Here is a 21,293-nt window from a genome sequence, read left to right as displayed (position 1 = left end):
GGCCAAGGTGCCCTCCAGGCCCTTGCTCAAATCGGGCACAGGCGGGCTACGGTGCGTTCTTTGGGTCCCGGATGTGTCCGTGGAAGAGGTTGGGGTCTTGGAACGCATGGGCGGGCTCCTAAAGGCAGGCTGAGGGCTCTTAGCTGCAAACAAGCGCACCGGAACCAAATCAGGTTGTACGCAAAATTGCTTCGACGCGCGCCTTGAGTGTCTTGCCGATATCCTCATGCGGTCGTGATTCGTAATATAGCTCCCTCGCAAGCGCCTCAATTTCACCCGTGTCTTTCACGAGCTCTGCGAGCGCTTCGAGAGCCTTTGAGCCGGGTCGGAGAGTTTCGCGGAAACGTCGGGCGACGAGTTGCAGATTTTCGTTTTCTATCTGCTCATTATTTAAATCCGCGTTGCTAGTAAGGTTATCTATCTCGCGCCGTAAGGCCGACAGGCGATAGTGAAACTCCATTAAATGCTGGGCAGCAGGTCCCAGTAAAGCGAGCTGTCCAGCGACCGCACGATAAATCACCGGATCGACGGGAACACACTTGCGCAATTTCACCGTCTGCATTTTGTCGAGGCTCGGCCCTTGCCAATATTCCCGCCAAGGGGCCTCAAAATCGAAACAGCATCTCGCTACGAGGTGAGCTAATTCCGCGTACAGAATGCGCGCGAGATCGGTCGTCTGTTGTTGTCGGGCAGCCCTCTGCGCTTGGTCTTGGGCATCAATTTGTCTCTTAACAGCGAACCATGCGAGGATGGCCGCAATTAGGGTCATTGCTCCCGCGACAACGTTTCCCGAAAATCCTATCCAATCGGAGGATTTTATTTGGTCACCGGTTGCGATAGACGCGGGGATCATCACAACGATTGTGCAGCCCAAAGCGAGGCCAAGCGATATTAGCCAAGCCGGCGTAAGGCCGGGAAGGTCATTATTGCTCATTTCTTCAAGCCGTAGAGTGCAACATATCTTAGACGTCCTATTGGCCCCCTTCCGGAGGGCAATTTCTCTTCCGCTCGGAACATCTGCCATGCGATCGCGCGCGCCTCGGTCACCTCGAGAGTCGCCGATGGCGCCCAAATAGATGACCGGTTATCTGCGAATCCCAAAAGCCCAGCCTTGCGAACGCCGTCGTGCTGTTCTTCATGCGGTCGCGTGTTCGGAGGCGGCGGTCATCAGCCGCAGCAGCAGGGCGGTCGGCCGACGCAGCGACATTCGATCGCAAGGCAAAGCCCCCAAACGCTCATGGCGGGATCCTTTCAGGTTTTCCGCAGTATCAAAAAGGTGCCGTCGCTGTGCGCCTCGATTGCCCACTCGCCGCCGTAAACCTCGCGCATCCCTTGGGCGATCAACAGTGCGCTCTCGAGCGGACAGAGGCCTTTGCATGCCTCGGCGAGGTCGGCTGCGATAGCCTCGAGCTCGCGATCAGGTCGTTTGCGCGTCATTGATCGGGGGACCTTTCGGGGTTGTTCCGGTCCTCACGCGCATCGCCGCGAGCGCTGTCGTCTCTCGCTGCCGTTGCAGTCGGAAAAGTGGATTCTCGGTGCCTTCTGCGTCGACGCCAAATGCTCGAACAGGTTTATCGAAGCAGGAACGATATCCTGCATGTACTGCAACTTGAGCTACCAGCATAGGGGGTAATGGGCAAACTGGCGTCGAAGCTCATTCAGTCTTTCAAGATTGCGGAGATCCTATCCAACAAATTTTGGAACCGGGGCATCGAGCAGTTCTGCACGCTGGATCCGCTGCAGCAAATTGTTGAAATCGGCCATTCTTTGCCGGCGGCGCTCTGGCGTCGGATTTGCCAGCCAGGCCCGGTTTTGCTTTTGCGATTCCGGATAAAGCGCGCCGCAGCCGTCGGTTCCGGAGAGAGCGAGCACCATGGCTGCCTGGACCGCGTTCTTCAGCGCGAGGATCACCCACTTACATGCCGTCGATGTTGGTGTCGCCTGTACCGTCTCTAGTTTCTCGGCGGCCAGCTCGATTGAAACGACGGCATCTTCAAATTCGTCAAAGCGGCAGTAGTAGACCGGCGTCATCAATCGTTGTCCTCGCGCAGGTTCATCGCCTTGTAAGGCCGTTTTGCATTCAGCCTTTGCAGTCTCGAGATCCTTCGCCGTGCCGATCTGCAAGCAGCCAGATAGTTCGCCAGCGAGCGTTCGCTCGCGTAGGCGGCGCGCCGCGGCAGACGTTGCCGCTCATATATTCGCGGTGGTCGTCGTCGCCGCAGATCGCTCTCCTTCACGCGGGCGTACCGGCATGATCTATCCTGCCGTAGAATATCGCGAACTCGTCGACGGAGGCGGGCGACCGACCGCGTGGCATCTCGCGTTACGGCGCACGGATCTGCCGCGCAGGGGGGATTTGTTGCCAAGCGAAGTTTCGCGGCGTGCTCAGACCATCGGCTGTTGAGGCTGTGGACGGCTCCTGCGCTGGCGCGAGGACGCCATGGCGCCGCTTGAGGCTCCCACAATCCGGAGGGGTAGCCAACTCAGTCAATTTCGACAATTCGTCTGGATATCGCGAAGTGGGCCTTTCAAGTGCATGGCGTTGATGCAGCCGGCTAGTCATCCGCCGTCAGTTAACGCGCCAGCGGGCCGTTGCTTTTTTCCACAAGCTGCCGTCAAGCCTGGTGGGATTCGAGGCTCGCGCCTCATCGTGTTCGCGATCTATTTTCGTTCTTTTTCCGGTCGTTCGACCGCTCGCTAGAGGCGACCTTTGCAAATTCCTCGGCCAATTGAGAGCGAACCGAGGCGCGCAGCCACGTCATTCCGACGCGTCGCGCTGGGCACGGCGATGGGAGCCGCCAACGTCTGAGCTTTGGATCCGGCGATCCGATGACGGGCCAGTCCGGAAGCACGGAAACGCCTAATCCTTCCGCCACCAGTTTCGCGATCTGTTCGATACCATCCAACTCGAAATGTACTTTCGGACGCACCCCGTGTAGACGCAGATATTCATCTGCCATCTTTCCTGCGACCACATTGCGGTCATAGCGGATGAAGGGCTCGTGCGAGCGCGGTCACAAGAGGGGCTTTCACGGCCAGACTACTCGGAGCAAGGAGTATCAGTGGTTCTTGGCGCAGCAACTGCCATACACAGGTCTTCGGCAGGTCGAACGCTGGGTGCACAAGAAGAGCAGCATCCAGCTAAACTGACAGCGCACTAATCGATTTCGTCGCCGACATTCGATTGGGTCGGCGCGAAAGCGTTTGGCCGGCCTCGCGTTCAATCATGTTTGGCCAAGTCTACTTGAAAACCTCGGAGTATTGAATGACGAGCGAGCCACATGGACTCAACCGCGGTCTCACGAATTACGGCGATAAGGATTTCGCAGGTTTCCTGCGCCGCTCCTTCGCGCGCTCGATGGGCATCTCGCGCGATCTGCTCAACAAGCCGATCGTCGGCATCGCCATGACGCCATCGGGCTTCAACAATTGTCACCGCTACATGCCTGACCTGGTGGAGGCGGTGTCTCGCGGCGTGCTCGCGGCGGGCGCGCTGCCGCGGCCTTTCCCGACGGTATCGCTCGGGGAAGTGTTCCTCAACCCGACCTCGATGATGTACCGGAACCTGATGGCCATGGACACCGAGGAGATGATCGGTGCCCAGCCGATGGACGCAGTTGTGCTGACCGGCGGCTGCGATAAGACGGTGCCAGCGCAACTGATGGGTGCAGCCTCGGCGGGGCTGCCGGCCATCCAAGTTGTGACCGGTCCGATGTCCACCGGCCGCCACAAGGGGCAGCGGCTTGGCGCCTGCACGGATTGCCGCGGCTTTCGGGCGAAGTACCGAGCCGGCTCGGTCGATTCTGAGGAGATCAATACAGTGGAGGGACGGCTTTCGGTGACGGCCGGCACCTGCGCGGTGATGGGGACGGCCTCGACCATGGCCTGCATCGCCGAGGCGCTTGGCATGTCTCTGCCGGGCACCGCCGCGATCCCAGCCGTCCATTCCGACCGCCTCGTGGCGGCTGAGGAGACCGGCAAGGCTGCCGTGCGCCTGATCGAGACCAAGATCACGCCCCGCGATGTGATCACGCAGAAATCGGTTGAGAACGCGGTCCGGGTTCTGATGGCGATCAGCGGGTCCACCAACGCCATCGTGCATCTCACCGCCATCGCCGGCCGGCTCGGCATCCGCATTCCCTACGAGCGCTTCAACCAAATTTCGGACGAGACACCGGTGCTCGTCGACCTCAAGCCTGTGGGCGAGGGCTATATGGAAGACTTCCATGCCGCCGGAGGCATGGGCGCGCTGCTGCGCGAACTGCGGCCGCTGCTCCATCTCGACACCATCGATATCGAAGGCGCACTCTGGCCGAGCGCCTCGACGAGCCGGTCGGCTGGATCGACCGCAAGGTGATCCGGGCATTCGACGATCCCGTTTCCCCGCTCGGCGGCCTGGTCACGCTGACAGGCAGCCTGGCGCCGGACGGTGCAATCTTCAAACGCGCGGCCGCCACCCCCTCTCTTTTCGAATCCGAAGGGCGCGCGGTTGTCTTTACGGGTCTGGAGGATCTGTCGCGTCGCATCGACGATCCGGACCTCGGTAAGCGACGTTCGCGTCCCATTCGCAAAGGTTTGGCGTGGGGATTGCAGTCTGTTGATCAACGTGTTTGCAAATCGTTGGCGGGGGGTATGGAGGCGGCAACGACGGAGAATTACGAGGTGCGGCCGAACGACCAGGGCAGGAGCTCGTCGATCCGGGACTGCGGGTGACCGGTTGCGATCGCTTTGAGCGTCGCTTTCATCCAGACGTAGGGCTCCACGCTGTTGATTTTGCAGGTGGCGATGAGCGAAGCTATGCGCGCCCATGAACGACCACCTTCAAATCAGGCCGCTGACTCTGACGCGTAAAAATAGTTTATTTGCTGGTCACGACGATTTTCGACGGGATTGGTGTCCATCTCAACGCAACCATCGTCGAGAAACAAGGTGAAGCCATCCCAATGGTTCAGGAGATAGGCGATCGCCTTGCCCATCTCGCTGCCCGGCGACAGGCGAGCGGCTTGCTCGCGCAGAAACCTCTCGAGTTCAGCGACGAGCGGCCGTGATCGCTCGTTACGGGTCGTTTGCCGAGCCGGGGCGTCGGCGCCACGGATCTCCTTCTCGATCGCATAGAGTGCGGCGATGCGCGCGAGAACGGCTTCGGCGATGGGTGAGCCGGCTTTCGGAGTCGCTGCGATGATCTTGCGCCTTGAGTGGGACCAACATGCGGCCAGCCGCAGCGGCACGCCGCCTTTGCGCTTGGGCCGTGCGAGCCGATGATAGCCCTGGTATCCGTCGACCTGAAGGATGCCGTCGAAGCCCTCGAGGATGCGCTCAGCATGGTCACCACCGCGTCCTGGCGCGTAGTGGTAGACCACGATTGGTGGATCAGCGCCGCCGTGGCCGCGATCGTCGCGCAGGACAGCCCACAGATAGCCGGTCTTCGTTCGGCCCCGGCCCGGATCGAGCACAGGCGCCCTGGTCTCGTCTATGAACAAGCGGCCCGATTGCTTCATCACGACGCTCATGCGCTCGACCAGCGGCGCGAGGTGGAAGGCGACCGTTCCCATCCAGTCTGCCAGAACGGCGCGATCGATGAAGATGCCATGCCGAGCCAGAACCTGCGACTGACGATAGAGTGGCATGTGCTCGCTGAACTTGGCGACCGCCACCTGCGCCAGCAGCGCCTCGGTGGGGATGCCACCCTCCACGAGATGGGCGGGCGCCGGCGCCTGAGCAACACCGGTGCAGCCCTTTGCGCAGGCGTAGCGCGGTCGCACCGTCTCGATCACACGATACTGGGCGGCCATGACATCGAGACGGCGGGAGCGATCCTCGCCGATCTGGACCATCCGGCCGCAGCCGCAGGGACACTCGAGGTTCTCGGGTTCGATCACCTGCTCGATGCGCGGCAGGTGCGCGGGAAAGGCACGGGCAGCGCGCCTGGTCCGGCGGCTGGACGGCGCCGTGCCGGCGCGGCGCGCACGATCGTCCTGGCGTTCCTGGACTTCGGCGATGGCAATCTCGATGTCCTCGAGAACCAGTTGCATCTGATCGGGATTGAACTTCTCCGAGCGTTTACCGAAACGTGCGCGCTCGTACTCCTTCACGAGCAGTTCGAGGCGTTCGACGCTCTCTTTGGACGCAGCCAGTTCACTCTCGACATGAAGGCGCGCCGAGCATTCATCGTCTGCGCGACGACGCTCGGCTTCAATCATCGCTTCCTGCGCGCGGAAGAGCGCGCGCAAATCGGCGGGCAGCGCTGCAAGACGGGCGGGATCAAAGGGGGACGGCGGCACATCCGCAAGCTATCATCCCAAAGCCCCGCGCGAAACAGGTTGTCGGGTCTTCTCTATTCGGCCGGATTTAGTCAAGGGCTTGATTGGGTGCCTCCTTGGGTTCGGTACCGCTCGCGGGGCCGTGCTTCTCTTCGGGATCAGCCGTATGGCTCTCCCAGCATGGGATCAGTAGAACGAGACGGAACAATCTGACTCGCGTGCTGATCGCAAGGACGCGACCGTACAAGAGCCCAAAGCGAACTCATCTCGTCCATCGTCCCGCGAGGGACCTCCTCCCGCTAAACAACGGGTGCGTGGACCGCGCGTCGCACTATTGTGCCGCGGGCGTGGCCTCCCGTGTCCAGCGGAATTCCGTTCCGTCGCTCCACATGCGGTGCATGATGACGGCGAGCCGCCGCGCCAAAGCGACGATCGCCTTCTGCTGCCCGCGTCGTTTGGCGATCTGCATGGCCCACGCCTTGAGCCAGGACCATTTCTGCACCCGCGTCAGCATGACCTGTGCGGCCTCATAGAGTAGCGCTCGCATGGCTTCATCACCGCACAGCGAAATCCGGCCGATGCGGTGGCTTTCGCCGGACTGGTTGAGAACTGGCGTCAATCCAAGGGACGGCCCGACGGCTTTCGAACTCTTGAAGCGGGCGGGAACGTCGATCGTGCTGATAAAGGCCAGCGACGTGACGGGGCCGACACCAGGGATCGTCATCAACCGACGACAGACCTCGCTTTCCCGGGCAAGTAGAAGCACTTTGCGATGCAGTTGTGTGAACTGTTCGCGTAAAACGCGTCGGGCGACGAGAAGCGGTTCCATGAGTTCGGCCAGCTCCGGCTGACCGCCGACGAGTTCGTGGATACGTTGTTCAAAGCCGATCACCCCCACAATTCCGACCTTCAAGCCGAAGTTGCGTAACAGCCCACGAATGTCATTCTCGATGGCAATGGCCTTCTCCTGAAGCAGCTTGCGACCGGCAAGCAGGACCCGTCGCTTTTGGCTGATCAGGGTCTTGACGTGGACAGGCCGGAACAAGCCGACGCGCATCATCTGCGCAATGCCACGCGCATCATTGCGGTCGCTCTTGTTCACCTGCGCCTTGAGGAACGCCTTGGCATGTCGCGTCTCGATGCAGATTACCGGCAGGCCAGCCTCCGCCAGCCCGCTGAACAGCCATTGCGACAGCGGTCCAGCCTCGAGCCCAATCCGATCAAACCGCCAAATCGGATCGTTGAGTGCAGCAAGAAGATCGTCCGGGTGACTCACCAACTTCGCTTCCCGGCAAATGCGGCCCGTTTCGTCGACAATGCACAGGGACGTCTCTTTGACCGACACGTCCAGTCCAGCGTAATGTTTCATGCTGCGCTTCTCCGTCTGATGCTTGTGGCTGTTCGAAAACAGACCACGTTTATCATCAACCTGAAGCGCAGCACCCTGCTAACGCGGGGCTCAGCAACAGGCCGAATACCCCATCTGAGTCAGTTCGCCGCAGCTGGCGTCGCGACAATCCGTTCGCCCACTCGCTTCCAGTTCAGCCCTTCAAACGAGGGGATTGAGGAATGTCCCTGATAGTGAGTCTGACGAATCATTTCCGGAGGTGGTCGAGGTTGGGGACCCCCACCATCCTTTGTGGGGGCGCTCATATCGAGTGATTAGGAAGATCGGTCAGCGAGGCCGAGGCATTCCCGCTTCGTATGAAGTTGAGTATCGCGCAGGAAGCAGTCTTCTGATTCAAGCAACCGCAATCGAATATTATGAGCAAGAGGCAAATCAGATTAAGCTGAGTATGGAGGCTCTACTCGAGCTTTTATCGACAGCGGATTGTCCCGACGCACATGAGCATGGATCCAGCCGATCTTTGGTCGACGCTGACGCCCGCGCTCCGACGCCAGATCGTCGAAGACGTCGCCGCAATTTTGGCGGAGATCCCTCATGAAGTCCGAGCTGGTCACACCAAGCCACTTGGCGCGCAAAGCCGTAGTCTACATCCGGCAGTCGACGCCCCATCAGGTCGTAAGCAATCAGGAGAGCCTGCGCCTTCAATACGCGCTTCGCCAGCGCGCCCGCGAACTCGGATGGCGTGAGGCGGCCATCGACGTGATTGATGCCGATCTCGGGTTGAGCGGCGCGTCTATAGCACAGCGTAACGGCTTCAAGGAACTCGTTGGCCGTGTTGGCCTGAGTGAAGTGGGACTCATCCTGTCGATCGACGTGACCCGCTTGGCGCGTAATTGTACCGACTGGTATCCGCTCCTGGATATCTGTGGTCTACGTGGCTGCCTGATCGCCGACCGCGATGGTGTCTATGATCCGGGCACTCCCAACGGACGGTTGCTTCTCGGGCTGAAGGGTTCGATCTCCGAGCTTGAGCTACATACGATCCGCAGCCGGCTGACCGCCGGCCTGCTGGCCAAAGCCGAACGCGGCGAACTTGCGGTTATGCTGCCAATCGGGCTGATGCGGGACCCGAGCGGTGTGGTCGTTAAGGATCCCGACATGGCCGTGCAAGGGCGGCTCGGTCTCGTCTTCCAGTTATTCCTGCAGCTGCGCAGCGTTGCCAAGGTCATGCGAGCGTTGAACGAGCGTGACCTGGAACTGCCGCGTCGTGATCGATATGGCGATTTGTGCTGGACGCGCGCGACGCTGGCTGCCGTCGCGGCGATCTTGAAGAACCCCGCATACGCGGGCGCCTTTGTCTATGGACGAACCCGCTTCCGGCCGCCGAAGCGGGAGGGGGCCCTGCCACAAAAGGCTCCGCGGCCGATGGAGGAGTGGCGGATCGTCGTTAAAGATCGATATCCAGCCTATATCGACTGGCCAATTTATGAAAAAATCCGATCCGTCATCAGAGATAACCGAGCCGAATACATGCGCATCAAAACCCGCGGCGCGCCTCGCAATGGCGAGCTCCTGCTCCACGGCATTGCCTGGTGCGCACGATGTGGCCATAAGATGTACGTCCGCTACAAGGGCGGCGGCGAATATGTATGCAATCACCTGCGTACCCAGGAAGGTCAGCCAACCTGCCAACACATCCGCGCCGCCCATATCGATGCAGCCGTTGGCGACGCATTCCTAACCGCACTAGCGCCGGCCGAACTCGATGCCTTGTCGCGCTCCCGCCGGGTGCAGCAGCAGACGAACAATGCGCTACGCTCCAGTGCAGAACGAGAGCTCGAGCGCAAGCGATACACGGCGGCGCTCGCCGAACGGCAGTTCAACCGAGCTGATCCAGATAATCGGTTGGTCGCCTCGGAACTCGAGCGTCGATGGGAAGCGGCGCTAAACGACGTGCGCGCCGCCGAAGAGGCGCTTGCCCGACAGACGCCGCCCAAAGCCATCACACAAGTGGCCATAAGCAAGGAGCTCAACGACAAGGTCATCAGCCTCACCGGCCGCCTCCCGCAGATATGGGGTGACGAGACTATCTCGGATGCGCATCGCAAGGCGTTGTTGCGATGTCTCATCGAAAAGGTCGTTCTCGACCGCGGTGAGCGCGACTTGGCCCTGGCTAGGATCGTCTGGCGGGGAGGCGCCGTGACGGAGCTCGAAGTGAAGATGAGCGTCAACTCCGTCACCAGATTGACGCGAGGCACAGAGATGCGGGAACGCCTTCTGACGCTCGCTCGCGACGGCGTCCCAGACGACAAGATCGCCACAATCCTTACTCGGGAAGGTCACCGCTCTCCCCGTTGCGCCGATAAGGTGCTGCCTATCACCGTTGGGCGGCTCCGTCGTGCCGCCGCCATCAAGGTAACTGCCCAGCGCAGCCGATGGGAGCATGACGACTCATACCTCAGCCCGCCCGAACTGGCCCGAAGGCTCGAGATTCCAGTAAACTGGCTCTATGTTCAGATCCGAACCAAGCGTTTGCTAATTGATCGCCAGCCCAGCGGCGCCTATCTCTTCCCGAATACACCATCCGTTCTTCACGCCATCGGAGACCTTCGAAACCACGTCATCGCGCAACTTGATCTAAGAATCTGTCAGCCTAACAAGGAGGGGCATCAACATGGGTGATCGAACAGCGCTTCGAACTGCACGCGCGTCAGATGCATGACGCCGTCGCTGATCTGCGGCCACTCGAAACGACCATCGCGGCCAAGGCGCTTGTAGACCAAAACGAGGCCCGTGCCGTCCCATAGCAAAATCTTCAGCGGTCGGCGCGCTTCGAACGAAAAACCACGATCAGGCCCGAATGCGGATCGAGCCCAAGCGTGTTTTGCACAAGACCGGCCAGCGCGTCGTGCCCGCACCGGAAGTCAACAGGACGCACAGCAAGCACAATCCGCAGTCCCTGCGCCGGAATGATCATGCGCCGCGCTCGATCGCAGTCACGATCTCCGCGATCCGCACCGCCGACACGTCCGCATCCAGGCGGACCGAAACCTTGCCAATCGTAATCTCGACGGGCCCCTCGCTCTTGCCTGACGCCACTGGATCGCTCAGCTCGATCGACACGAAATCCGCCGCGTCGTCCGTGACCAATGCGAGCCGGCCAGCACGCGCCAATCTGCGCCACGTCGTCAACTGCTGGGCCTTCACACCATAACGCCGTGTGACATCACATACCCGGGCGTCGGGCTTCATGCTCTCGAAAACAGCGCGCCCCTTGATCTCCGCAGACCATAACCGGCCTCCAGAACGCGTCCGGCGCGTAAGCTTCCCCACAAAGCCATCAGCTTCGGCTTCCTCCCCCGATTGTTCCATCGCCTTCAGTCTCCTCTCGGCTCTCTGACAAGCCAAGGATCGCAGAGCGAAAGCCGAAGCGAAACCAATCAAATGGGAGAAAAGCTCCGCTTACGGACCTCGACGTTAAGCCCGACGACATCCTCGTCCTGCAGAACGCAGGCCCGCACGCGGCGGGCATGCCGGAAGCTGGCTACCTTCCCATTCCGAAGAAGCTCGCCCAGGCCGGTGTCAAGGATATGGTGCGCATCTCCGATGCGCGCATGTCAGGCACCGCCTTCGGGTCCATCGTACTGCATGTGAGCTATGGCTGATTTTGGGTGACGCGGCCTGATCAGGCGGCGTGGCTTTCAGTGTTCGGAATGACTTCGATTCCGTCGATGAACTTTACACCGGCGATGACTTTCGGCAACTGGTTCGTGCTCTTCAATCGCCGCCAGGTCTTCGATGCGGCGTCGATGAGCTTGAACACCATCAGCTTCGCAGTTTGTTGCGACAGCGATCCCTTGGTCCGCACCGTTCGGTGGCGCACCGTGGCGAAGACGCTCTCGATCGGGTTCGAGCTGCGTAGGTGGATCCAGTGCTCAGCAGGGAAGTCGAAGAAGGCGAGCAGCGCATGGCGATCCTTGATCAGGCACTCCACCGCACGTCCGTATTTGACGTGGTATTTCTCGACGAAGACGTCGATCGCGGTTTCAGCTTCGGCCCGGTGTGGGGCCAGATAGATGTTCCGCAGGTCGTTCTTCATGGGGCCCTGCACGGATTTGGCGACCTTGTCGAGTACGTTGCTCACTTTATGGCACCAGCATCGTTGGTGCCGCGTGCCGGGAAAGGCCTCGTCCAGTGCCTTCCAGAAGCCGAGGGCGCCGTCGCCGATGGCGAGTTGCGGGGCAATCCGTAACCCGCGTTGCCGCAGGTCGATCAGGAGTTCGCGCCAGCTCTGCGCGCTCTCGCGCACGCCGACCTGGAAGCCGATCAGCTCCTTCTTGCCTTCCGGCGTGGTGCCAATCAGCACCAGCATGCATTCGCTGTGATCTTCCATGCGGGCCTGCAGGTACACGCCATCGGCCCAGATGTAGACATAGCGACGCGCCGACAGATCGCGTCTCTGCCAGCGTTCGTACTCGACCTGCCAATCGGCCTTCAGGCCGGCGATCACCGAAGGCGACAGGTTCGGCGCATCCTTGCCGAGCAGCGCCGAGAGCGCCTCCTGGAAGTCGCCGGTCGAGATGCCGCGCAAATAGAGGACCGGGATCAAGGCATCCAGGCTCTTCGTCCGCCGCGCCCATAGCGGCAGGATTGCCGAACTGAAGCGGAGGCGGTCGCCTGGCCCGCTCGCTCCGCGGTCGCGGACCTTGGGACGAGCGACCTCCACCGGACCGATGCCGGTCGCAATCTCGCGCACCGGACCGTGCCCATGTCGGACCAGGCGCGCTCGACCGTCGGGCAGCGTCAGATTGGCCGTGCTGGCCAGAAACGCGCCAACCTCGATCTCGATCGCCCTGGCAAGCAGGTCCCGCGCGCCGGCACGAACGATATCGGTCAGTGGATCATCAACCGCGGACGGCTGACGGAAAGCAAGAACATTGGTAGTCTCGGTCATGGCGTATCGCTCTCCTCGAGAGGTTCTGGCAGGCTCGTCACCCGCCTCGATACGCCGCCTTCCTCACACCGTCATCACCCAGATTCCGCCATAGCTCACTGCATGTTGCGCCGGAGGCTGCGGTCGGCGGCCCGCTCGCCGCGGTGCGCAACGGAGACCGCATCCGCCTCTCCATCGAGAACAAGCGGATCGACCTTCTAGTCGAGCCGGACGAGATTGCACAACGCCTGGCAGGGTTCACCCCACCGCCGGCTCCACGCCGGGGCTACAAGGCGCTCTATCGCCGAACTGTCACGCAAGCACCCGAAGGCTGCGACTTCGACTTCCTGACGGCCGACCACTCTCCTGTCGACCCTGGCGAGCATAGTTCGGGGTGATGAGACAGATGGCCTGTTGGTATCCGCTCTCCGAAGAGGGGACAGCATACCCATTTTGACGCTCTCACAAGAAACAAACGAGTTGGGGATGGAAATGACAGAGATCAATCAGGGTGCAACGATCAAAAATGTCTTCATCCGGCTTATGCCGGTTCTCTTCATCTCGTACATCCTGGCTTACATCGACCGCATCAACATCGGCTTTGCCGCGCTCAAGATGAATCCCGACCTCGGGATTTCGTCCTACATTTATGGCTTTGGCGCGGACGTGTTCTTCTTCGGCTATTTCATTTTCGAGATTCCTAGCAACCTCATGCTGGAGAAAGTCGGGGCTCGCAGGTGGATTGCACGCATCATGATTTCATGGGGCGTGCTGTCGGCCGGTATGGCTTTCGTGCAAGACCCCACGAGCTTTATTGTGGCCCGGTTCTTCTTGGGCGTCGCTGAGGCTGGGTTCTTCCCGGGCGTGATCCTCTACCTGACGTATTGGTTTCCTCAGCAATATAGGGCCCGGATCATCGCGGCCTTGATGGTCGCGATCCCCGTCTCGCTTGCACTCGGCGCGCCGCTCTCGACGGCTGTCCTCCAAATGGACGGCATTGCAGGGCTGAAGGGGTGGCAATGGCTTTTCATCATTGAGGGAGTGCCGGCGATCCTGTTCGGCCTCGTGTTCCTGGCTGTCATGCCCGACCGGCCGCGTGATGCCAAATGGCTGGGCACTGAGGAGCGTGCTTGGCTGCAGGAGACCATTGAACGCGAACATAAAGCCGTAGCCGCGGTCCACGGGACAAAGGCTCTCCAGGCTTTCGCAGATCCCCGTTTGCTCGCGTTGGCATTCATCTATTTTGCGAATACCACCGCGAATCTCGGTCTCGCGTTCTTCCTTCCGCAGATTCTCAAGAAACTCGGCCTTTCAGACATGCAAACCGGCTTGTTGACGGCCATTCCCTATATTTTTGGGACCGTGGGCATCATCATATTTGGGTACGTGTCGGATAAGTATAAAGAGCGCCGGTACACGCTGTTCGCGGCGCTCGCTCTCACCGGCTTCGGCCTGGTCGGCTCCGGGCTCTTGACCGGTTCGTTCCTCGCCGTCGCTGTCATGGCTCTGGCTGCAATCGGCATCTACGGGACGAAGGCGCCGTTCTGGCCGCTGCCTTCCATGTTCCTCACCGGCAGCGCCGCAGCGGGCGGCATCGCGCTGATCAACTCGATCGGAAACCTCGGCGGGTTTGTAGGCCCTTACATGGTCGGTTGGATTCGGGAAACCACGCACAGCTACCAATCCGGTCTCTATTTCCTCGGCCTTCTTGCGCTCATCGCGGCCGCGTTGACGCTGCTCGTCGTCAATGCACGCTTCACGCAAGCGCGCAGAACCGCGCCGGGAGCAAGTCCCGCAGGCATTCGGGGCGCATAGCACACCTACGTTGAAATCTATCACGGCCAAAACAAGCGTCGTGCAGGTATTCCCTGTCCGACATCTCATTCTGGTGGAGAAGATCACATGACGATACGACACATTGCGTTCATCGGACTCGGAGATATGGGCCACTGGATGGCGCTCCACCTTGCGAACAAGCGTGCGTCCGACGCCGAAAACATAGTGGCATTCGATATTGATCCTGAGCGCGTCAAAGGGCTTGTGGCGCCGGGGCTCGTCGCCACCACGGATCCCAAGAAGATGGCGGGTGCCGAGGTGTTGTTCCTCTGCCTGCCGGACGGAGATGTGGTCGAGAACGCCTTGTTTGGAGCGAATAACGTTGCGGCGACGCTGGCTGACGGGGCCGTCGTGGTGGACCTCAGCACTATCGCGCATGCCAAGGCGCTCGAGCAGCAGCATCTGGTCGACGCATCGCGCTGAGACGGTTGGCGAGCACGCAGCCGGCCGAGCCGGCGCCGACAACGATGTAGTCGTAAACCGTCATCTCATGACCCCATGAGTTCGAAGATCGGTCCTCGCGACATGATCCGCGACGCGCAACGCCTGGGCGGCGATCGTCAGCGACGGGTTCACCGCCGCCGAAGTCGGCAGGAACGACGCATCGACAACGAACAGATTGGGGTGATCAAAGGAGCGGCAGAACGGATCGAGCGGTGATGTCGCGGGATCGAGGCCGATGCGTACTGTCCCGCACTGATGCGAGGGCGTGCGCCGGTCGAACGCCTTTGACAGTACGATCGGATAACCTGCGGCCCGCAGCCGTTCCTTCAACGTCGCCACCAGCGCCAAATGGGTCGTCCAGTTCGAGCGCTGCCAGTCGAGCCGGATATTCGCACCATCGACCGTCACACGGCTCTCGGCGCCCGGCAGATCCTCGCTCATCACGTACCAGTCGACCGCATGCCGGCTCATCAGCCCAAGCGCCAATTCCGGCGCGAGCGGCATGTTGGCCTTCAAAATCGGCGCGGTGACACGTCCTAGCAACTGGATGTTGCCCAGCGGCGGTCCGCCGTGCCCATCATCGAGATAGAAATTGTTGGTGCCGATCGTCTTCTGGTAGATCGAATTGTTGACGACGCGCGGATCGATCGCCAGCACAGCCGAGGAATTGTGGTTCATGAAATAACGGCCGACTGCATCGGCGCGGTTCGCGATGCCGGCCTGTGACGAGCGCAGAAGCAGTGCGGCCGAATTGACGGCGCCCGCCGCGAGCACCACGATGCCGGCGCCGATCATGGTCCGCTCACCGGCCTGAATGACCTCAACGCCGGCAATGCGTTTGCCGTCCGGCTCGACGACCAGCCGCTTGACCTGCGCACCTTCGCGCAGCGCGACATTGTCATGGGCGAGAGCACAGGCAAGCCCGCAGGATTCGGCATCCATCTTGCCGTGCCCGGCGTCGGGGAATGCATCCCACGGAGTCTTGGCACGTTTGAGCCATGTCTCGATGTCGATGCCAAGCGGCAGTGTAAACGGCTTGAGCCCGATCTTCTTGAGCCGCTGCCGTACCGCCGCAATCGCCGGCTCATCCGGCACGGGGCCGAACGGATAGGGCGCGGAGTGAAAAGGCTCCGAGGAATCGTCTCCGAGCGCGCCGCGCACGTTGTAGAGCTGTTCCGCCCGGGTATACCATGGCTCCAGTTCGCCATAGCTGAACGGCCAGCCCGGCGTCGTTCCATCGCGGTGCGCGATGGGCGCGAAGTCTTGAGCGCGGTAGCGGATCAGGACCGCCCCGTAGAGCTTGGTATTGCCGCCGACGCAGTAGTAGTTGCCGGGATTGAAGGCCTTCCCCGCCCCATCGACCCAGGACTCCTGCGGCCGGAACACCCCGCGCTGAAAGATCGCCCTTGCGTCCCGCGCAGCCTCGCTATCGCGCAGACGCTGGCCGCGCTCGAGGATCACGATCTTTGCGCCCGTAGGCGCCAGACCCGCGGCAAAGTTCGCACCGCCCATTCCAGACCCGATGACGAGGACATCGGTTGTCTCCGTGATCTTCATGCAGGCCTCGCACCACTCGATCAGATACGGCGCGTGGTCGTTGGGTCGAACAGCACCGCCTTGTCGAGGTTGAACGCAAGAGTGTGCGGTTGTCCGAGCCGGACGTCAGCATCAGCGCGCATGCGCAAGATCTTCGTTCGTGCCATATGCGCCTCGGGTCGTCAGATCGATGGGAGCCTCGCGCCCCGTTCGGGCAGCCTCGCGCGTCGACAGGGCGGCGCTCAGCGACTTGATCCCGTCTTCGCCCGTAGCCGACGGCGCGCCACGGGCGGCAACCGCGTCGCCGAACAGGCGCACCGCCCGTAGATAGAGATTCTCGTGCGCGGTCGAGAGCTGCCTTTCGTCGTCCCTGGTCCGCAGCAAGACCTCGCCCTTGGGCACCTGGGTCATGCAGTCGGTCCCGATCAGCGATCCCTCTTCGCCATGCACCTCGAAGCCGGTCACCGCGTATCTTGTCGTGAAGGCATCGTGGAACTGGGCAATCAGCCCGTTTTCGAAGCGGACCACTCCCATGACGCCGTCTTCGAGGCCTGCCTGGCCCATACCACCCCGCGACGTCATCGCGGTCACGGCGACAGGATTTTCGTCGAGCGCGAAACGCAAGGTGTCGACATCATGAACGGTGATATCGAGCACGACGCCGCCGCCCGCTTCCGGCCTCTCAATCCGCCAGCCCTGCAGGTGCGGCGGAAGATAGACCGCATGAAAAACGCGGGCGAATAGAGGCTTGCCGATGTGGCCCGCCTTGATCGCGGCATGAATTGCGCGATGGGTGGCCGCGTTGCGCAAATGATGGTTTGTCCCCATCTGCACTCCTGCCGCCTTGCAGGCCGCGACCATTCGCCTCGCGTCCGGCAAGTTCAGCGCGAGCGGCTTTTCGCACAGCACATGCTTGCCGGCCGCGGCCGCGGCCAGCGTTTGCGAACAATGATGCTCATTTGTTGTCGAGATGTAGACCGCATCGATACCGCTTCCGAGCAACGCGTCGAGGCTGGTTGTTGCTATCGCGATCCCGTTCTCGCTGGCAAATCGCTGCGCCCGCTCCGGATCGCTGCTCATCACAGCCCCGACCTCGCCAGCCGCTCCGCGGATGGCCTCGATCATCCACTCGCGCGCGATTGTACTTGCACCGATCAATCCCCAACGCAGGCCACTCAAGATGCTATCTCCGTTTGAATTCCGCTCCCCAACTCTCCCGAACGACCAACCGCGCTTCGCTCACGTAACTCTCGAGATGACGCTCGCCCTCGTTGATCTGCCTCAGCCCCCGCGGCCAAGCCGAGAATCTGATCAAGCTGCATAAGACGCAGCTCGCCTCCGACCGCACCAGCTGTCGTTCGGCGCTCGCCAACCAGGTCCGTCTCGTGCTCCATACGCCCGCTTATTGGCCGATGCTGACCGTGCGCGACGCCATTCCCAAAGCCCGGGAATTGGCCACTGCCGAGTTCGCGACGCTGCGTTGAGCCAGCGTGCGTCCCGAACGCAGCGATACCCGCGACACACATTTTCTTGTTGCAGTTCATCGCGAAATTCCTCCTGGTGGCCCAGACAAATGGTGCCATGGCATGTCGTAGTTTTAGGAGGAACGCTCCCCTTGACCCTGAAGTCGCAGCCAATTTGATAGTCTCGTTACGGAGGCTAATCACCTACCGCATCTAATAGGGCGCTCGCGCCGGCCGAGCGCCTTCATGGCGATGAGGCTGGACACGCGAGCAGGACGAGATCTTCTGGCATTTGTTAGGGAATCGAACGTCAGAGGAGATCATCGCGGCGGCGCGGAGCAAGACTTGTCAGGATCTCAGACGGCGCGGCTATGTGCTGGGTTTGCCCGCGAAATGGTTCAAATCCGCAAAGAGAGCGACCGATCAGCCGGTGCTGGAGGCTGGAAGGGGAGGCGACGCTGTCTAGCGGAGAGATTTCCAAGGGCCGACCGCCCTGTTGAACCGATCCAGTTTTCGCGTGCCAATGATGCGATGACCGTTGGGTCTCGCGTAATAGTAGCGTACTCGGCTGGTCCAAAGCTGAAAGGGCGGAGCGGCCTCATGGTCGCTCTTGGTGTGACCAGGACAAAAGGGTGCGCGTCCTCTTGGACGGCAACATGAGACCGATCACTCTCCACGTGTGCTTATTGGAAATGGAGAAGGCGCAAGACTTCTAGTCGCGCCGCGCAGCAAAATGATGTCCGCCCGCGTATGCGAGTAAGTACAAAACAGCCCAACGCCGCCCGCTTGAATTGCATGGGGGCTACGTTGGTTTTAGCTCCAGGAGGGATGACAAAATCCTGACCTGGATAAGTATGGAGGAAAGCTTACGTCTTCGCTATCCGTATGACTCCGGATACCACCAAGGAGTAGTGGAGACAGTGCGGCGCGGTCTAGGATCGGCTGACGGCAGAACGCGGAGCTGTCCAGCAGGGTGGTAAGCAAAGTGAAATGGACCCGCGGAGCGAGACAGGTTGAACCGGCTTGTTAGTTGGAAACCGATCGCTCCTGATCCCGTTCTACACGCAGCCAGAGATTCTGTCTGCTGCTGTTGCTGTGTCTGCTGCTGTGATGGACGCCCCTCGACGGCATCGATTTGCGAAAGTGAAGGGTGTTGAACCGTCACAAAGAGGAAGCACCGTGAACGAAGTTAGCACGATTGGACTAGACTTCGCGAAACATGTTTTTCAGGCGCATGGCGCAGACGCAGACGGCGATGTTGTTTTCCGCAAACAGCGTCGTGACAAAGTGCTGGCTTTCTTTGCCCAGCAGCCTGCGTGCCTGGTCGCGATGGAAGCCTGCGCCAGCGCCCATCACTGGGCTCGGTATCAACCCATAAGTCATCCGTATTGTCGGGATGAACGACTAGTAAAACCGTATGCGCGCGCTTGAGGTTCACGGCATGACGGTTCTGCCGCGCGATGTGCTCAGCAGGGTCAATGTTCGGCGTCGATTCACAATTCGGCGTCTGCATCGACCCGACACCATAGTCATGAACGTCGTCTCGCGATGACACACGAACGCAACGTTTCCGGCGAGACGCAAAGTCAGGCACGATTGCTTCTCATGAACGCCAGATGACGCATTTGTTGCGCACGTGACGGCGGTGCGACGCACCGATACTTGCGTCATTTGATTCGAATTGAATCCTTTAAGGTTAGCGGCGCAATCAGTGTATGAGCCAGAAATTTCCATGATTGCCGCCGCTCTTGGATGTACGAGTCAGGATCGAGTCTGGTTGGCCGATGACGAGGACCTTGCCGCCGTAGTCCTTTCTCACCAAAGTCTCGGGAATTTTACTGACTTCGATGCTGTCAACGGACACGCTGAGCACCAGAAGATCGGGCCGTTCCGCGTCAGCAGATCGGACCGGTCGATCTCTCGATCAACCTGCCGATGTCGTTTCTTGCCGATGACGACGCGGTGCGCGAGCTCTGCTACCGGATGCCGGATCATGCGGCGTTCGCCGGCCTGCTGATCGAGATCGACAGCACCGAAATGGTCGATAATCTCGACCTGGCGATCGATGTCGCGAGGCGCGTGCGGCTGCACAATATCGGCATCTCGATCGACAATGTCGGCGCCAACTGGCCGTCCTTGCTCGGACTGCCGAACTTCCCGTTCGTTCAGCTCAAGGTCGACCATCAATTCGTCACCGGCTGCGCGGACCAACGCCTGAAGCAGACGGTGTGCCGGCGGGTCATTGAGCTCGCTCACGACAGCGGCGCGCAGGTCGTAGCCCAAGGCGTCGAGACGCGCGCGGATTTCCTCGCCGCACATGAGATGGATTTCGATCAGGTCCAGGGTTACTTGTTCGGCAAGCCAATGGGCGTCAAGAAGTTCGCGCGCTCACGCTTGCACTTCTCGGAGAAAGAGCCGATCGTCCTGAGGCACGGCGGCTAGGCAGGCGCGAGTGTCGCCATCGATCGTGCGCAGCGCTTCGCTGCGCGCGATCAGGCGCTTTGTGTGAATCGGCGCAATGGAATGACTCTGCCCAGATTAATGATGTCAACGGCTTAGCGTGCCGATCGGTGCCGGGCCCCCGCGCCAACTCACAAACTGGACGAGCGATGCGGCGCGTTTGAAGCGTACCGGCGTTCCGGTCGAGTATCGCGTAGCGCGGACCAGGCCAGAGATTGCACTGGCCGAGATCGATCGCGTGATCGCGGTCGGCGTTCGCTTCGGCTACTGGCGGATGCCGGTTACGGCCTCAGCGCGCCGTTCCGTCAAGGGCTCTCGACACGTGGCGTTGCCTGGGCCGTTGGGATCCCTCGTCATCTCAAGGTGTACCCGGTCGCCGTCAAGCTGATCTAGCCGGTTGCAAATCGAGGCCGTCCCCGCAAACGGTACATTCCGGATATCTTGTCGATGCCGGCATGAAAACATGCTGGCTGATGCCAAGTGGCAATACGTAAGTTGCCGAAACGGGACCAAGGGAAAGCTGCGAGCTCGCTTCGCTGCTGTTCGTGTGCGGACTGCCGATGGACCTCCGCAGCGCATCAAGGACAAAGGCCAGCAGCACCTTCCAGGAGACGAAGCGCGGCTTATTGGTGAACACAGAATGTCGGGAGAGAAGAAATACTATCTCGCCAATCTGCCGGCCAAGACAGATCTGCTTACACTAGCTGCCACGATCAAAGCGCGATGGATTTGCGAGCAGGCCCACCAGCAGCGGAAGGAGGTGCTCGGGCTCGATCACTTCGAGGGGCGATTCTGGCAAGGGCTCCATCTCGCCCTCATGACCATAATCACTTACGCATTCCTCCAACACCCACGTCTCGCACAAGCGGGCCGGAAAAATAGAATCAACGGCCCGCCGCCTCAACCGAGCCTCCCGGCCGTGCGCCACGCCATCGTCGAACTCATCGCTCGACCACGACCTCAGCAATGTCCCCACTGCAGAAGACAAATCGGCGCAAAGCAACGGCGTGAAT

The 21,293-nt window shown here is 60.8% G+C and carries 13 protein-coding genes and 9 pseudogenes; 10 read left to right on the top strand and 12 right to left on the bottom strand.

All coding sequences use genetic code 11. The features are described 5' to 3' along the window. Positions 1-169: 169 nt before the first annotated feature. The 4 genes and pseudogenes from J4G43_RS54065 to J4G43_RS54050 form a co-directional block, all read right to left on the bottom strand. Positions 170-934, bottom strand: a complete 765-nt coding sequence (locus J4G43_RS54065; protein WP_208089649.1) for a hypothetical protein — start codon at positions 932-934, stop codon at positions 170-172. Positions 935-1,251: 317 nt separating this feature from the next. Further along, entirely contained in the window at positions 1,252-1,437 is a 186-nt protein-coding gene (locus J4G43_RS54060; RefSeq protein ID WP_028154395.1) for a hypothetical protein, read from the bottom strand. A gap of 246 nt (positions 1,438-1,683) precedes the next feature. Then, entirely contained in the window at positions 1,684-2,031 is a 348-nt protein-coding gene (locus J4G43_RS54055; protein WP_038380949.1) for a hypothetical protein, read from the bottom strand. A 614-nt stretch (positions 2,032-2,645) separates the two neighbouring features. Further along, positions 2,646-3,141 (bottom strand): annotated as a pseudogene (locus J4G43_RS54050) (LysR substrate-binding domain-containing protein); the annotation flags it as partial. Between the two features lie 124 nt (positions 3,142-3,265). On the opposite strand from J4G43_RS54050, the pseudogene J4G43_RS54045 reads away from it, so the two are divergent. Next, positions 3,266-4,542, top strand: a pseudogene (locus tag J4G43_RS54045) (dihydroxy-acid dehydratase); the annotation flags it as partial. A gap of 113 nt (positions 4,543-4,655) precedes the next feature. Here J4G43_RS54045 and tnpC read toward each other — a convergent pair. Next, a pseudogene (tnpC, locus tag J4G43_RS54040) lies at positions 4,656-6,200 on the bottom strand (IS66 family transposase). Between the two features lie 391 nt (positions 6,201-6,591). After that, on the bottom strand, positions 6,592-7,629 hold the full coding sequence (locus J4G43_RS54035; RefSeq protein ID WP_038381005.1) for an IS110 family RNA-guided transposase: 1,038 nt from the start codon (positions 7,627-7,629) through the stop codon (positions 6,592-6,594). 573 nt (positions 7,630-8,202) lie between these two features. Here J4G43_RS54035 and J4G43_RS54030 point away from each other — a divergent pair. After that, positions 8,203-10,290 carry a recombinase family protein gene (locus J4G43_RS54030; protein ID WP_049810452.1) on the top strand — a complete coding sequence of 696 codons (2,088 nt, stop codon included), beginning with the start codon at positions 8,203-8,205 and terminating at the stop codon, positions 10,288-10,290. Here the strand turns inward: J4G43_RS54030 and J4G43_RS56435 are convergent. The 3 genes from J4G43_RS56435 to J4G43_RS54020 are packed head-to-tail and all read right to left on the bottom strand — an operon-like array spanning position 10,278 to position 10,980. Continuing rightward, on the bottom strand, positions 10,278-10,391 hold the full coding sequence (locus J4G43_RS56435; protein WP_408581463.1) for a hypothetical protein: 114 nt from the start codon (positions 10,389-10,391) through the stop codon (positions 10,278-10,280). The two genes, J4G43_RS54030 and J4G43_RS56435, sit on opposite strands and share 13 nt — an antisense overlap. Before the next feature lie 32 nt (positions 10,392-10,423). Beyond that, entirely contained in the window at positions 10,424-10,585 is a 162-nt protein-coding gene (gene tnpB, locus J4G43_RS55230) for an IS66 family insertion sequence element accessory protein TnpB (RefSeq protein WP_208089647.1), read from the bottom strand. Then, positions 10,582-10,980 carry a transposase gene (locus tag J4G43_RS54020; RefSeq protein WP_225005987.1) on the bottom strand — a complete coding sequence of 133 codons (399 nt, stop codon included), beginning with the start codon at positions 10,978-10,980 and terminating at the stop codon, positions 10,582-10,584. Before J4G43_RS54020 ends, tnpB begins: the two co-directional genes overlap by 4 nt. Before the next feature lie 95 nt (positions 10,981-11,075). Between J4G43_RS54020 and J4G43_RS54015 the strand changes: the two are divergent. Then, positions 11,076-11,264: pseudogene (locus J4G43_RS54015) on the top strand (dihydroxy-acid dehydratase); the annotation flags it as partial. A 29-nt stretch (positions 11,265-11,293) separates the two neighbouring features. On the opposite strand, the gene J4G43_RS54010 reads toward J4G43_RS54015, so the two are convergent. After that, complete coding sequence (locus tag J4G43_RS54010) at positions 11,294-12,562, bottom strand: IS256 family transposase (protein WP_038952271.1); 1,269 nt, start codon at positions 12,560-12,562, stop codon at positions 11,294-11,296. A 92-nt stretch (positions 12,563-12,654) separates the two neighbouring features. On the opposite strand from J4G43_RS54010, the pseudogene J4G43_RS54005 reads away from it, so the two are divergent. The 3 genes and pseudogenes from J4G43_RS54005 to J4G43_RS53995 form a co-directional block, all read left to right on the top strand. Next, a pseudogene (locus tag J4G43_RS54005) lies at positions 12,655-12,939 on the top strand (dihydroxy-acid dehydratase); the annotation flags it as partial. Positions 12,940-13,033: 94 nt separating this feature from the next. Next, on the top strand, positions 13,034-14,356 hold the full coding sequence (locus J4G43_RS54000; protein ID WP_225005985.1) for an MFS transporter: 1,323 nt from the start codon (positions 13,034-13,036) through the stop codon (positions 14,354-14,356). A gap of 87 nt (positions 14,357-14,443) precedes the next feature. After that, positions 14,444-14,800 (top strand): NAD(P)-binding domain-containing protein, encoded by a 357-nt coding sequence (locus tag J4G43_RS53995; protein ID WP_080586830.1) that lies wholly within the window; start codon positions 14,444-14,446, stop codon positions 14,798-14,800. Between the two features lie 60 nt (positions 14,801-14,860). On the opposite strand, the gene J4G43_RS53990 is transcribed toward J4G43_RS53995, so the two are convergent. Both J4G43_RS53990 and J4G43_RS53985 read right to left on the bottom strand, forming a co-directional pair. Then, positions 14,861-16,378 carry a GMC oxidoreductase gene (locus tag J4G43_RS53990; RefSeq protein ID WP_028154243.1) on the bottom strand — a complete coding sequence of 506 codons (1,518 nt, stop codon included), beginning with the start codon at positions 16,376-16,378 and terminating at the stop codon, positions 14,861-14,863. 111 nt (positions 16,379-16,489) lie between these two features. Next, on the bottom strand, positions 16,490-17,482 hold the full coding sequence (locus tag J4G43_RS53985; protein WP_049808016.1) for a Gfo/Idh/MocA family protein: 993 nt from the start codon (positions 17,480-17,482) through the stop codon (positions 16,490-16,492). A gap of 164 nt (positions 17,483-17,646) precedes the next feature. Here J4G43_RS53985 and J4G43_RS53980 point away from each other — a divergent pair. From J4G43_RS53980 to J4G43_RS53965, 4 pseudogenes are all read left to right on the top strand, one after another. Beyond that, a pseudogene (locus J4G43_RS53980) lies at positions 17,647-17,838 on the top strand (transposase); the annotation flags it as partial. Between the two features lie 1,161 nt (positions 17,839-18,999). Then, positions 19,000-19,185: pseudogene (locus J4G43_RS56540) on the top strand (IS110 family transposase); the annotation flags it as partial. Positions 19,186-19,716: 531 nt separating this feature from the next. Beyond that, positions 19,717-20,262: pseudogene (locus J4G43_RS53970) on the top strand (EAL domain-containing protein); the annotation flags it as partial. Between the two features lie 154 nt (positions 20,263-20,416). Continuing rightward, positions 20,417-21,291 (top strand): annotated as a pseudogene (locus J4G43_RS53965) (IS701 family transposase); the annotation flags it as partial. Between the last annotated feature and the right edge of the window lie 2 nt (positions 21,292-21,293).

It is taken from the genome of Bradyrhizobium barranii subsp. barranii, assembly GCF_017565645.3.
Classification (GTDB): domain Bacteria; phylum Pseudomonadota; class Alphaproteobacteria; order Rhizobiales; family Xanthobacteraceae; genus Bradyrhizobium; species Bradyrhizobium barranii.
Note: the sequence above shows the minus strand (reverse complement) of the source record. Positions and strands in the feature narration are given on the sequence as shown.